11 protein-coding genes are annotated in these 13,129 nt (G+C 66.5%); 8 read left to right on the top strand and 3 right to left on the bottom strand.

Annotated elements, in window-relative coordinates; translation table 11 throughout:
- The first annotated feature begins 205 nt into the window (after positions 1–205).
- Genes metH through ACSFBF_RS33785 form a run of 4 tightly spaced genes read left to right on the top strand, consistent with a single transcriptional unit; the run spans position 206 to position 6,225 of the window.
- Positions 206–2,944: a methionine synthase gene (gene metH, locus ACSFBF_RS33800; protein WP_435474629.1), complete on the top strand. Its 2,739-nt coding sequence runs from the start codon at positions 206–208 to the stop codon at positions 2,942–2,944.
- Positions 2,945–2,996: 52 nt separating this feature from the next.
- Positions 2,997–4,826 carry an ArnT family glycosyltransferase gene (locus ACSFBF_RS33795; RefSeq protein ID WP_435474627.1) on the top strand — a complete coding sequence of 610 codons (1,830 nt, stop codon included), beginning with the start codon at positions 2,997–2,999 and terminating at the stop codon, positions 4,824–4,826.
- Complete coding sequence (locus ACSFBF_RS33790) at positions 4,823–5,827, top strand: glycosyltransferase family 2 protein (RefSeq protein WP_435474625.1); 1,005 nt, start codon at positions 4,823–4,825, stop codon at positions 5,825–5,827. Before ACSFBF_RS33795 ends, ACSFBF_RS33790 begins: the two co-directional genes overlap by 4 nt.
- Positions 5,824–6,225 (top strand): GtrA family protein, encoded by a 402-nt coding sequence (locus ACSFBF_RS33785; protein ID WP_307617424.1) that lies wholly within the window; start codon positions 5,824–5,826, stop codon positions 6,223–6,225. The genes ACSFBF_RS33790 and ACSFBF_RS33785 overlap by 4 nt, the downstream gene beginning before the upstream one ends.
- A 15-nt stretch (positions 6,226–6,240) precedes the next feature.
- Here the strand turns inward: ACSFBF_RS33785 and ACSFBF_RS33780 are convergent, their stop codons facing one another.
- The 3 genes from ACSFBF_RS33780 to ACSFBF_RS33770 are packed head-to-tail and all read right to left on the bottom strand — an operon-like array spanning position 6,241 to position 8,967.
- The gene (locus ACSFBF_RS33780; protein WP_435474622.1) at positions 6,241–7,440 is read right to left on the bottom strand and encodes an amidohydrolase family protein; all 1,200 of its coding nucleotides are present in this window, start codon (positions 7,438–7,440) and stop codon (positions 6,241–6,243) included.
- Positions 7,395–8,174 carry a TetR/AcrR family transcriptional regulator gene (locus ACSFBF_RS33775; protein WP_435474620.1) on the bottom strand — a complete coding sequence of 260 codons (780 nt, stop codon included), beginning with the start codon at positions 8,172–8,174 and terminating at the stop codon, positions 7,395–7,397. Before ACSFBF_RS33775 ends, ACSFBF_RS33780 begins: the two co-directional genes overlap by 46 nt.
- 19 nt (positions 8,175–8,193) lie before the next feature.
- Complete coding sequence (locus tag ACSFBF_RS33770; RefSeq protein WP_130426483.1) at positions 8,194–8,967, bottom strand: ferredoxin--NADP reductase; 774 nt, start codon at positions 8,965–8,967, stop codon at positions 8,194–8,196.
- A 311-nt stretch (positions 8,968–9,278) separates the two neighbouring features.
- On the opposite strand from ACSFBF_RS33770, the gene ACSFBF_RS33765 reads away from it, so the two are divergent.
- Genes ACSFBF_RS33765 through ACSFBF_RS33750 form a run of 4 tightly spaced genes read left to right on the top strand, consistent with a single transcriptional unit; the run spans position 9,279 to position 13,104 of the window.
- A complete protein-coding gene (locus ACSFBF_RS33765; RefSeq protein ID WP_435474618.1) occupies positions 9,279–10,904 on the top strand; it encodes a 6-hydroxynicotinate reductase in 1,626 nt (541 codons plus the stop codon).
- A gap of 2 nt (positions 10,905–10,906) precedes the next feature.
- A complete protein-coding gene (locus ACSFBF_RS33760) occupies positions 10,907–11,824 on the top strand; it encodes a UPF0280 family protein (RefSeq protein ID WP_435474616.1) in 918 nt (305 codons plus the stop codon).
- A 21-nt stretch (positions 11,825–11,845) separates the two neighbouring features.
- Positions 11,846–12,487, top strand: a complete 642-nt coding sequence (locus ACSFBF_RS33755) for an amino acid synthesis family protein (RefSeq protein ID WP_435462296.1) — start codon at positions 11,846–11,848, stop codon at positions 12,485–12,487.
- Positions 12,488–12,519: 32 nt separating this feature from the next.
- Positions 12,520–13,104, top strand: coding sequence for an amino acid synthesis family protein (locus ACSFBF_RS33750; protein WP_435474614.1), 585 nt, complete (start codon positions 12,520–12,522; stop codon positions 13,102–13,104).
- Positions 13,105–13,129: the final 25 nt, after the last annotated feature.

The raw sequence follows: 13,129 nt of genomic DNA, 5'->3' as shown, positions 1-13,129 counted from the left end.
TTTATTGCGTTAGGTCGGTTTGGGGGAACGCACGCAAAAAAGAACGAGCGTGCTCTTTTCATTCTGCGAAATCAGGGATTCGCTATCGATTCGGACTTACCCTTTCATGATTCAGACTTACTCCTTGCACGCTATCGGCTTGGGGGACGGCGATAGACTCCCCCAACCTGCGCACGAATAACCGCTTTTGCCCCCGAGTCAAACCATGTCTTCCCCTATGCCCCCTCCCATGAAGCTGTCCGGCCTCGAACCGGTTGCCATCGGCGAGGGCACGCTGTTCGTCAACATCGGCGAGCGCACCAACGTCACGGGCTCCAAGGCTTTCGCGCGGATGATCCTGAACGGCCAGTTCGAAGAGGCGCTGGCCGTGGCGCGCCAGCAGGTCGAGAACGGCGCGCAGGTGATCGACATCAACATGGACGAGGCCATGCTCGACAGCAAGGCCGCGATGGTCCGCTTTCTGAACCTCATCGCCAGCGAACCCGACATCGCGCGCGTGCCGGTGATGGTCGACAGCTCGAAGTGGGACGTGATCGAGGCTGGCCTGCGCTGCATCCAGGGCAAGGGCATCGTCAACTCCATCTCCATGAAGGAGGGAGTCGACAAGTTCAAGCACGAGGCCAAGCTGGTGAAGCGCTACGGCGCCGCCGCCGTGGTGATGGCCTTCGATGAAAAAGGCCAGGCCGACACCTACGCACGCAAGATCGAGATCTGCGAGCGCGCCTACCGCATCCTGGTCGACGAGGTGGGCTTCCCGCCCGAGGACATCATCTTCGACCCGAACATCTTCGCCATTGCCACCGGCATCGAGGAGCACGACAACTACGCCGTCGACTTCATCAATGCCGTGCGCTGGATCAAGGAGAACCTGCCGGGCGCCAAGGTGTCGGGCGGCGTGTCGAACGTGAGCTTCAGCTTCCGCGGCAACGACCCGATGCGCGAAGCCATCCACACCGTGTTCCTGTACCACGCGATCCAGGCGGGCATGGACATGGGCATCGTCAACGCCGGCATGGTCGGCGTGTACGACGACCTCGAACCCGAACTGCGCGAGCGCGTGGAAGACGTGGTGCTCAACCGCCGCCCGGACGCCGGCGAGCGCCTGGTCGAAGTGGCCGAAACCGCCAAGAGCGGCGCCAAGGACGAAAGCAAGCGGCTCGAGTGGCGCGGCACGCCCGAGCAGCCGGTGCATGTCAACCAGCGCCTGTCGCATGCCATGGTTCACGGCATCACCGACTTCATCGTGGAAGACACCGAAGAGGCCTACCAGCAGATCCTTGCCACCGGCGGCCGTCCGCTGCATGTGATCGAAGGCCCGCTCATGGACGGCATGAACATCGTGGGCGACCTGTTCGGCGCCGGCAAGATGTTCCTGCCGCAGGTGGTCAAGTCGGCACGCGTGATGAAGTCGGCCGTGGCCCACCTCTTGCCCTACATCGAGGAAGAGAAGCTGCGCGACGAGGCCGCCGGCCGCGACGTGCGCACCAAGGGCAAGATCATCATCGCCACCGTCAAGGGCGACGTGCATGACATCGGCAAGAACATCGTCACCGTCGTGCTCCAGTGCAACAACTTCGAAGTGGTGAACATGGGCGTGATGGTCCCGTGCCACGAGATCCTGGCGCGCGCCAAGGTCGAGGGCGCGGACATCGTGGGTCTGTCGGGCCTGATCACGCCGAGCCTCGAGGAGATGCAGTACGTGGCCGGCGAGATGCAGCGCGACGACCATTTCCGAATCAAGAAGATCCCGCTCATGATCGGCGGCGCCACCACCAGCCGCGTGCACACGGCCGTGAAGATCGCGCCGCACTACGAAGGCCCCGTGGTTTACGTGCCCGACGCTTCGCGCAGCGTGAGCGTGGCGCAGAGCCTGCTCTCCGACCAGGCCACTGCGTACATCGACGAGATCAACGCCGACTACGTCAAGGTGCGCCAGCAGCACGCCAACAAGAAGCAGGTGCCGATGTGGCCGCTGGCCAAGGCGCGCGCCAACAAGACGCCCGTCGATTTCGCGAACTACCTGCCGCCCGTGCCCAAGTTCATCGGCCGGCGCGTGTTCAAGAACTTCGACCTGACCGATCTGGCCAAGTACATCGACTGGGGCCCGTTCTTCCAGACCTGGGACCTGGCCGGCCCGTTCCCCGCCATCCTGAAGGACGAGATCGTCGGCACCGAGGCCGTGCGCGTGTATGCAGACGGCCAGCGCATGCTCAAGCGCCTCATCGAGGGCCGCTGGCTCAGCGCGAGCGGCATCGTCGGCTTCTGGCCCGCCAACACGGTGAACGACGACGACATCGAGCTGTACACCGACGAGTCGCGCAGCGAAGTCGCACTCACCTGGTACGGCATGCGCCAGCAGACCGAGAAGCAGATGATCGACGGCGTGATGCGCCCCAGCCGTTGCCTGTCCGACTTCGTCGCGCCCAAGGCGAGCGGCGTGAAAGACTACGTCGGCATGTTCGCCGTGACCGCCGGCCTGGGTGTCGAGAAAAAAGAGAAGTACTTCATCGACGACCTCGACGACTACTCCGCCATCATGCTCAAGGCCCTGGCCGACCGGCTGGCCGAGGCCTTCGCCGAGTCGCTGCACCACCGCGTGCGCACCGATCTCTGGGGCTACGCGAGCGACGAAAGCCTGAGCAACGAGGACATGATCGCGGAGAAGTACCGCGGCATCCGCCCCGCGCCCGGCTACCCGGCCTGCCCCGACCACAGCGTGAAGCGCCCGATGTTCGACCTTCTGGCCTGCGCGGACATTGGCATGACCCTGACGGAAAGCCTCGCTATGATGCCCGCCGCCAGCGTGAGCGGTTTCTACCTGAGCCACCCCGATGCGACGTACTTCAACGTCGGCAAGATCGGACACGATCAGTTGCAGGACCAGGCCGCGCGGCGCAAGGAGAGCGAATCCGATCTCGAGCGTCTGCTGGCGCCCAATCTTTGAACCTGCCGGCCGGCGCGGCCGCCCGGCGCCGGGAGTTGTTATTCAGAAGCTGATGTTTGCAGCCGCGCACTACGCGGCACTGGCGGTTTTCGTGATCAGCTGCTGGGGTTACGGCCGTGCATTGCTCGGCCGCATGGCCCCGCCGCCGCGCCGCGACGCGGGGCTCGAAGCCGCCATGGCCGCGGCGCTGGGCGTCGGCCTCTTCATCTGCGCGTTCCAGGCGCTGGCCATCTTCGGGGCTTTCAAGATTGGCGCGACCGTGGCGCTGGTCGTGGCGGGTTTCGTTGCCGCGGCGCTTCAGCTGCCGTCATGGCTGGGCGAGCGGCGTGCCCTGCGCGCGAACGAGCCCGCCGCGCCGTGGACCTACTTCGAACGCGTTGCCATGATCGCGCTGGCCCTGGTCGCGCTGCCCGCGCTGGTGGCGCCGCTCGCGCCACCGATCGCCTTCGACGAGCTGATGTACCACCTGCCCTACGCGCGCCAGGTGGCGCAGCAGGGCTCGCTGGGCATCCACGACTGGCTGCGCTACCCCTGGTTCCCGTACAACTACAACCTGCTCTACGCCGCTGCGCTGCAGGTCGGCGACGACGTGCTGCCGCACTTCCTCAATGCGCTGGCGGGCGCGCTGTCGGTGGTGATGATCTTCCGCCTCGGCATCCTGCACGCCAACCGGCTTACGGCATGCATCGGCGCGGCCATCTGGCTGGGGCTCGGCGACTACTCCAACGCGCTGATCGACATGGGCGTGGCGCTGTTCGTGCTGTCAGCCTGCGTGGCGCTGTGGTGGTGGCGCGAGTCGGAGCCCGGAAAGCCCGTGCACGGCGGCATGCGCTGGCTCGGCGTGGCCGCGTTCTGCCTCGGCGTGGCCGCGGGCTCGAAGTACCAGGCGCTGATCTTCCTGCCGCTGGTGGCGCTGTTCGTCATTCGCCACGAGCGCCGGCCCCAGGCCTGGGCGCTGGTGTTCGTCTGCTTCCTGATTCCTTGCCTGTACTGGTACGCGCGCAACGCCGTCATGACCGGCGATCCGTTCAACCCGATCGGCGCGCGTGTGTTCGGCTTCACCGAATGGACCCCGGCCGACTACGTGCAGCAGGTGGCGGATGTGCGCGTGCACGCCGAGATGCCCAATGCGCTGATCTGGTCCGTGTTCTTCGCACCTTTCAGCGTGCTGTGGAAGCGCTCCGCGGCCGTGCGTGCCGCCGGCTGGTTTTGCCTGTACTCGGTGGTGGTCTGGGTCGTGACCTCGCGCTATCCGCGCTACCTGACGGCTTCGTTTCCGCTGCTGGCCGCCATCGCGGCGATCGGCTGGCAGGTGGTGTTCGGATGGATCGCATCGGGCGTGCGTCGCGTGTTCGGTGCGAAAGAGAAGAAGCAGGACGCTGGCGTCGTGGCAACGGGCTCGATGAGCCGCGACACCGCGCGCTCCGGCGCTCGCGCGGGCGACTGGGTGCTCGTGCTGCTGCTGGCCGTGCTGGCCGCCGCGTCGGTGCGCCAGACCGCGGTGAAGATCTCGATGGTCTCGATCACGCCGGAGGCCCGCGAGGCCGTGCTGCGCAAGCACGTTCCGGGCTATGCCGTCATGGACTACCTGCGCCGCACTGCCACCGGCCGCGTTTACCAGATCGCGCTGAACGAGGCGATCTACTACGGGCCCAACCCTATCTGGGGCGACACGCTCGGGCCGTGGCGCTACACCGACTTCGGGCGCCTGTCGGGCGGCGATCTCGCGCGCAAGCTCGGCGGCCTGGGCTTTGTCGCGGTCGTCCTGCCGGACAGCGTGGTGCCGGTGTTCAGCGCGCGCGTCGACTTCGACAAGTACTTCGCCGTCGAATACGAGAAGGACGGCAGCCGGGTCTACCGTATCCTTCCCGCCGCACCATGACCGACGCCAGTTTCCCCACCACCCACGCCGGCAGCGGCCTGCGCATTGCCGCGGTGATCCCCTGCTACAACGAGGCGCTTGCCATCGCCCAGGTGGTGGCGGGCTTTCGCGCCGCGCTGCCGGAGGCCGAGATCCACGTCTTCGACAACAACTCCAGCGACGACACGGCCGCCGTGGCACGCGCGGCCGGCGCCGTCGTCACGCACGTGACCCTGCGCGGCAAGGGCAACGTGGTGCGGCGCATGTTCGCCGACGTCGATGCCGACGTGTACGTGATGGTCGACGGCGACGCCACCTACGACACCGACGCCGCGCGCCGGCTCATCGACCGGCTGGTGAACGACAACCTCGACATGGTCGTCGGCAGCCGCGTGGACGACGGCCAGGACGCGCACACCTACCGCACCGGCCACCGCCTGGGCAACCGCATGCTCACGGGCGCCGTGGCGCAGCTGTTCGGCGGCGGCCTCAGCGACATGCTCTCGGGCTACCGCGTGTTCTCGCGGCGCTATGCCAAGTCGTTCCCGGCGCTGTCGCGGGGCTTCGAGACCGAGACCGAACTCACCGTGCACGCGCTCGAACTGCGCATGCCCTATGCCGAGGAAAGCACTGCCTACAGCACGCGTCCCGAGGGCTCGGTCAGCAAGCTCTCGACCTACCGCGACGGCTGGCGCATCCTCAAGACCATCTGCAAGCTGTTCGTGAGCGAACGGCCGCTGCAGTTCTTCTCGATCATGGGGGGGCTGCTGGTGCTGATGTCGGTCGCGCTGGTCTTGCCGCTCGTCATGACCTACATGCACACCGGCCTGGTGCCCCGGCTCCCCACGGCGGTGCTGGCCACTGGTGCGATGCTGGCGGCGATGCTGTCCTTCGTGTGCGGCGTCGTCATGCAGGCCATCACGTTGGGGCGACGGGAGGCCAAGCGGCTGAGCTACCTCGCGATTCCGAGCGTGCGCGAGCAGGCGGCCCGCGTCTCACGTACCTCACGCGCCTCGCGATGAAGATCGGACGCGAGTTCCTCTCCTTCGCCCTCGTCGGCGTCATCGGACTCGTGGTCGACGTGGTCGTGCTGTACCTGCTGGCGCCGCTGCTGGGTTGGTACGGCGCGCGGGTGGTGTCGTTTCTCGCGGCGGCGACCACCACCTGGGCCTTCAACCGCCGCTACACCTTCGCGGCCAGCGCATCGGCCGGCCGCTCCCTCTGGCGCGAGTACCTGGGCTACCTGGCGACCATGGCCGCCGGCGCGGTGCTGAACTACGGCGCCTATGTGCTGACGCTGCACTGGGTCGAAGGGCGCTGGGCCGCGGCCCTGGGCGTGGCGCTGGGCAGCCTCGCAGGCATGAGCGCCAACTTTCTTTCGGCGCGCTACCTGGTCTTTCGCTCGCACCGCGGCGGCTGAGGCCGCCGGGGGCGCTCAGTGCGCGCCGGACACGACGACCGGAATCTCCGTTGCAGGCGGCGTATTGCGGCTGCGGCCGCAGCGCACGATGCCATCGATCATCACCATGCCCACGCCCGGGATGTCGCCAAGCTGCACGCTTTCGAGCAGGCCTGGTGCGGGCGAATGCTGTGCGCGGTCCATGAACACGAAGTCGGCGTCGCGGCCCACTTCGATCAGCCCGCAGTTGAGCTTGCGGATCTTCGCCGTGTTGCCGGTCGCGAAGCAGAACACCAGCTCGGCCGGAATGTTCGCGATGGACGACAGCATCGCCACCATGCGCAGGATGCCCAGCGGCTGCACGCCCGAGCCCGCAGGACCGTCTGTGCCGAGGATCACGCGGTGCGGGCACTTGAGCTCCAGCGCTGCCTTGGCCGCGGCGATGGCCACCTTTTCGTTGCCGTTGTGCACGATCTCGATGGCGCGCGAACTCTTCTCGCACAGCTCGCACACGTGCGCTTCGGGCAGCGAGGTGTGGCCGCCGTTGATGTGGCCGATGATGTCAGCGTCGGCTTCGAGCACAACATCTTTGTCGATCAGGCCTGAGCCCGGGATCGACGGGCCGCCCGTGTGGATCGTGCTCTGGATGCCGTACTTGCGGGCCCAGGCCACCATCTCTTTCGCCTCGTAGCCGGCCTTCACCGAGCCCAGGCCCACTTCGCCCAGCAGGCCCACGCCGGCTTCGGCGAGTTCCTTGAAGTCGCTCTCGACCATGCCCTTCTCGATGACGGGCGCGCCCGCCAGCACCTTTACGCCACCGGGGCGGAAGTTGTCGAAGGCGCGCTGCGCGGTGATGGCCAGTGCCTTCAGGCCGACGATGTCTTTCGGACGGCCGGGCAGGTGCACTTCGCCGGCGGAAATCATCGTGGTCACGCCGCCGTGCATGGTGGAGTCGATCCAGCCGATCTGGCCCTGGCGTGGGGTCCAGTCGCCGAACACCGGGTGCACGTGGCTGTCGATCAGGCCGGGCGCCACGCAGGTTTTCTTCGCGTCGATGACGGTCACTGCGCCTTCGAGATCGCAGTCTTTCTCTTTGCCGACCGCGACGATCAGGCCGTCGTTCACCACGATGGTGTCGGCGTCGAGGATGGGCTTGTCGATGTCGCCCGAGAGCAGCAGTCCGATGTTCCTTATGACGACCTTGCCCGACTTGCCGCCGGCTGCGATTTCTGCCATTTCGATGTGTCCTCGTGGGGTGGTGTGTTGTCTTGCGGCTCGTCCGCCTCTGTATCCGCGTCCGCGCGCACCGTGCGCAGCAGCGTCTCGATCACGAAGTTTTCCCAGTGCGTGATCGCCTCCGGCGACTCCAGCGGCTCGCCGAGGAAGGCGGTGAGCGTGTGCCGGTTGGAGGTGTAGAAATAACCTGTGGACGCGATCAGCAGGTAGATGTCGCGCGCCACCAGATCCTTGCGGAACAGGCCCTGCGCAGCGCCGCTGGCGAGGATCTCCGCAATGATTGCCACCGCGCGCGACGAATACTCGCGTGCGCGCAGCGACTTCGAAATGTGCCGGCCCTTGTGCAGGTTCTCGGTGTTCAAGAGCGTCACGAACTCGGGGTTCTTGCGGTAGTAGCCCAGCACGAAGCGGATGACTTCGGTGAGCGCTTCCACCGGCCGCGAGGCGTCGAGCGCAATGGCGGCCTCGGCGTCGTCCATGCGCTGGTAGATGCCTTCGAGCACCGCGATGAAGAGGCCTTCCTTGCTGCCGAAGTAGTAATAGATCATCCGGTCGTACGACTTCGCGGCCTTGGAGATTTTCTCCACGCTGCCGCCGTCGTAGCCGTACTTGGCGAACACCTTGGTCGCCGCCTTCAGGATGCTGTCGCGCGTGGCCTGCGCGGCCGCCTCGCGCACGCCCGTGCGGCGCTGCGGCTTGGGCTTGTGGGAGGCGGAGCGGCTGTTGTCGGCCATCGTGCGCGCGACGTCCTGCTTACTTTTCTGCGAAGGCGCGTTCGACGACGAAGTCGCCCGGCGTCGAGGTGTTGCCTTCCTTGAAGCCGCGCTTCTCCAGGATGTGCTTCAGGTCGACCAGCAGGCCGGGGCTGCCGCACAGCATGACGCGGTCTTCCTCGACGTTGAGCGGCGGCAGGCCGAGGTCGTCGGTGAGTTTGTTGCTCTCGATCAGGTCGGTGATGCGGCCCTGGTTGCGGAACTCCTCGCGCGTGACGGTCGGGTAGTACAGCAGCTGCTTCTCGATCATCTCGCCGAGGATTTCGTGTTTGGGCAGGTGGTCGGTCACGAGGTCGTGGTAGGCCAGCTCGTCGACCTGGCGCACGCCGTGCACCAGGATGACCTGCTCGAACTTCTCGTACGTGTCAGGGTCGCGGATGATGCTCATGAACGGTGCAAGGCCGGTGCCGGTGCCGAACAGGTACAGGCGCTTGGCCGGCAGCGTGTAGTCGATCAGCAGCGTGCCCGTGGGCTTGCGGCCCACGATGATGGTGTCGCCCACCTGGATGTGCTGCAGCTTCGAGGTCAGCGGGCCTTCTTCCACCTTGATGCTCAGGAACTCGAGATGCTCCTCGTAGTTCGGGCTCACGATGCTGTAGGCGCGCAGCAGGGGCTTGTTGTTGACCTTCAGGCCGATCATCGTGAAATGACCGTTCGAGAAGCGCAGCGCCGGGTCGCGCGTGGTGGTGAAGGTGAACAGGCGGTCGGTCCAGTGGTGGACGCTCAGGACGCGTTCTTCGCTGAATGCACTCATACGGAACTCAAGAGTTGGTTGGTAACAGGGGAGGTTGGCTGAGCCGACGTGCACGCCTTTGGGGCGAAAACCGCCGGCCGGCTCCGAACCCTCCATTGTCGTTGGTCGTAAAAACCCCGATGAACATCGCGAGAAAACACCATTGCAAGCATCGGGCCTGTTTGCTACATTGACTGCGAATGTAGTGAACGCAACATGAAAGTGTAGGGAATGCTACACAAACGGAAGTCGGTGCACAAGCGGGCGGACGGCACGTTTGTTGCAAACCCCGACAGCCAGGATTTGCCCACATACGCCCACGAGATTGCCCGATGACAGAACACACCAAGACAGATGGCCTCCCCGGCATGGACATGCCCGTGGTGGCCGAAGCCGGTAGCGGCGCCTTCGGCAAGGCGCCCCCGCGCAACGAGCGCATGAGCACCGCCAAGGTCGAGTGCAACGCTTGCCCGGTGCTGTGCCAGATCTCCGACGGCCGCACCGGCGCCTGCGACCGCTATGCCAATAGAGAGGGCGTGCTGGTGCGCGTCGATCCCGTGGTGCTGTTGCGCCGGACAATCGAAAGCGAAGCGCCTGCGCTGGTGCCTTTCAATCGCACCGGCGCCGACACAGCCCTGGCCCCGGCCCCCGCCGAGCCCGACTGGAACGGCGACCTGCTGCACGCCGACGAAGTCTTCGTCACCGGCGTGGGCTCTTCCACCACCTACCCCGACTACAAGCCTGCGCCCTTCATCGTGGCATCGAAGGCCCAGGGCGTCGACATGGTCACCGTCGTCACTGAAGGCATCTTCAGCTACTGCAGCTTCAAGGTGAAGATCGACACCGACCGCTTCCTTGGCTCCGAGCAGGCCAACGTGCGCTATCGCGGCGAAGTCGTCGGCCACGTCACCACGGCCGAATACGGCTCGCAGATGCTCTCGCTCGGCGGCGTGCACCACCTCACCGGCGGCAGCAAGAAGGAAGGCCGCATGACGGCCGAGCTGATGCAGCTGCTGGGCAACAAAAAGGCCGTGGAGTGCACCATCGACGGCGGCTCCACCCTCGTCATCCAGGCCGGCAAGGCGCCCATCGTCAACGGCGTTGAAGAGCAGCGCATGCGCGTGGGCTGCGGCTCGGCGGCGGTCGGCATCTTCGCGCGCCAGTTCGCAGGCGTGGCCGACGAGGTGGTGGTGGTCGATGACCACATCACCGGCGTGCTCACCGAGCACCAGGCTGGCCGCTGCCTCGACATGGCGCCCTCGGGCATCCAGATGCTGGGGCGCAAGTCCACGCCGGGGCGCTACTTCCAGGTGGCGAATCCGGGCAACGGCTGGGGCGGCACCGACATCGCCGATCCGCTCGCGATCATCGAAGGCTGGGAAGAGGGCGTCGCGCGCCCCGGCCTGCGCCTGCTGATGACCTCGACCACCGGCGAACACGCGCAGTGGTACGTGCTCGACGATGCGCTCAAGCCCGTCGAGCAGCCCATGCCACCTGAAGTGCAGCGCATCGTCGACCGCATCGGCGAGAACTGCGAACCCTCGCTGTGCACCGTGCTGTTCCTCGGCGGCGCGGGCGGTAGCCTGCGCGCGGGCGTCACCGAAAACCCGGTGCTGCTCACGCGTGCCATCAAGCGCGCGCTGGTCAACGTCACATGCGGCGGCGCACCGGCCTATGTGTGGCCCGGTGGTGGCATCACCGTGATGGCCGACGTCATGCGCATGCCCGACAACAGCTTCGGCACCGTGCCCACGCCGGCCATCGTCGCGCCCATCGAGTTCAGCATGCGGCGCGACGACTACGAGGCGCTCGGCGGCCACATGGAACACATCTTCCCGCTCGAACAGGCGCTCGCGCGCGGTGCATGGCAGGAAGACGGCGCACCGCTCGCGCGCCAATGGCTCGCGATGGACGACGCCAATCCGTGGCCGCTCGGCCACGCCCCCATGCTGGGCTGAACATGTCCGCTCAACGCACAGCGCTCGATCAGAACCGCTGGCATTTCAACCACGGCCCGATCGACATCGTGGCCGAGGCGCATGGCGACCCGTACGCCGTCGCGGCCGCACACGACGCCGCGTGGGCGCGCTTCGTCCACGTGCTCGACGAGCTGGTGCGCGAGCTGCCGCTGCTGCGTCTGCCCGTCACTGACAAGATGCGTCCGCGCAATGTGGTGGCGCGCCGCATGTGGGACGCCTGCGCAGCGTTCTCGCCGATGTTCATCACGCCGATGGCGGCGGTGGCCGGCTCGGTCGCGCAGGAGCTGATCGCGTTCTACGAGCGCCCCGGCATCGAGCGCGCATGGATCAACAACGGCGGCGACATCGCGCTGCACCTCGCGCCCGGCCAGTCCGCACGCGTGGGCGTGTTCGCCGACCTCGCGCGCTTCGACTGGCGCAATCATGTCGATGGTGGCAGCGGCATCCTCACCACCGACGGCCAGTTCGAACTGCGCGCCGACCAGCCCGTGCGCGGCGTCGCCACCAGCGGCTGGCGCGGGCGCAGCTTTTCGCTGGGCATCGCCGACAGCGTGACGGTCCTGGCCGCCACGGCAGCACAGGCCGATGCGGCGGCGACAGTGATCGCCAACGCCGTCGATGTCGACGACGACGCCATCGCGCGCCGCCCCGCGAACGAATGCAAGGACGACAGCGACCTCGGCGACACCCTTGTCACCGTCGACGTGCCCGCGCTGGCCCCCGGGCAGGTGCGCAGCGCACTCGATACGGGCGTGGTGTGCGCCAAGGTCCTGCAAAAAGGTGGCCTTGTCTGGGCCGTTCTACTCGTTTGTCAGGGGCAGTGGCGACTTGTCGAACCCTTATGCTCGAAGGCGCTCAAGACCGAGCTGCCGAAAGCGGTTGGTTCAGTATTTGCTTAACGAAAAGCAAGGTTCTTTTTCATGATCGAAATCCGACGCGTCTTCACCCATGTCGAGCACATCCACCACGAGTTCGGACCCCGCGCCGACACGCCGCTGGTGCGCGGTGCCATCGGCGCGGTGCTGACCAATCCGTTCGCCGGCCGCTACGAGCCCGACATCCTTCCGATGATGGCGCTGCTCGACCCCGTGGGCGTCGACATGGCGCACAAGCTGCATGCTGCCATGGACGTACCGCTGGAGCAGATCGCCACCTATGGCAAGGGCGCCATCGTCGGCGCCGACGGCGAGCTTGAGCACGGCGCGCTGTGGCACGTGCCCGGCGGTTATGCAATGCGCGAACTGCTCGGCTGGAAGGGCAGCCGCGTTGCCTACACCGCGGGCACGGCAGAAGAAAAAACCGGCCAGCCCGGCAATGCGCTGTCGATCGTGCCCTCGACCAAGAAGGTCGGCCCGCCCGGCGCCGCGCTCGACGTGCCGCTGACCAACATCAACGCCAGCTACGTGCGCGGCCAGTTCGACGCCATCGAAGTGCGCGTGCCCGGCGCGCCGGCTGCGGACGAGATCGTCTTCATCCTCGCGATGAGCACGGGCTACCGCGTGCACGCCCGCGTCGGCGGCCTGCTCGCAGAGAACATCAGCAAGTGGGACGGCCTGCGCTGACCCGCACAGAGACAAGACAAGGAACACAGAACATGACCGCCAACATCCGCAAGCTCGTCATCCAGGTCGATGAAACCCGCAAGGAAATGGGCAAGGACGTCACGCCGCCCACGCGCCGCGCCGTTGCCATCGCCGTGATCGAGAACCCCTACGCCGGCCGCTACAGCGAGAACCTCGACGAACTGATCGCCATTGGCGAAGAACTCGGCGCGCTGCTCGGCCAGAAGGCCGTGAAGGCGCTGGGCATCGAGCCCGGCCAGGCGCAGAGCTACGGCAAGGCCGCCATCGTCGGCGAGCGCGGCGAGCTCGAGCACGCCGCCGCCATCCTGCATCCCAAGCTGGGCGCGCCGCTGCGCGTTGCGGTCGAGAAGGGCGCGGCGCTCGTGCCTTCGGCCAAGAAGCAAGGCACGCTGGGCACCGCCATCGACGTGCCGCTCGGCCATAAAGACGCAGCCTTCGTGCGCAGCCACTTCGACGGGATCGAAGCCCGCGTGAGCGACGCGCCGCGCGCCAACGAGATCGTGGTGGCGGTTGCCGTCACCGACAGCGGCCGTCCGCTACCGCGCATCGGCGGCCTGCAGGCCCATGAAATCAAGGGTGAAGACGGTCTTCGCTGACGCTGTCTTCTGCCCTCGCCCACTC

The sequence above is a fragment of the Variovorax nivicola genome (genome assembly GCF_051216475.1).
In the GTDB taxonomy this organism is placed as follows: domain Bacteria; phylum Pseudomonadota; class Gammaproteobacteria; order Burkholderiales; family Burkholderiaceae_C; genus Variovorax.
Note: the sequence above shows the minus strand (reverse complement) of the source record. Positions and strands in the feature narration are given on the sequence as shown.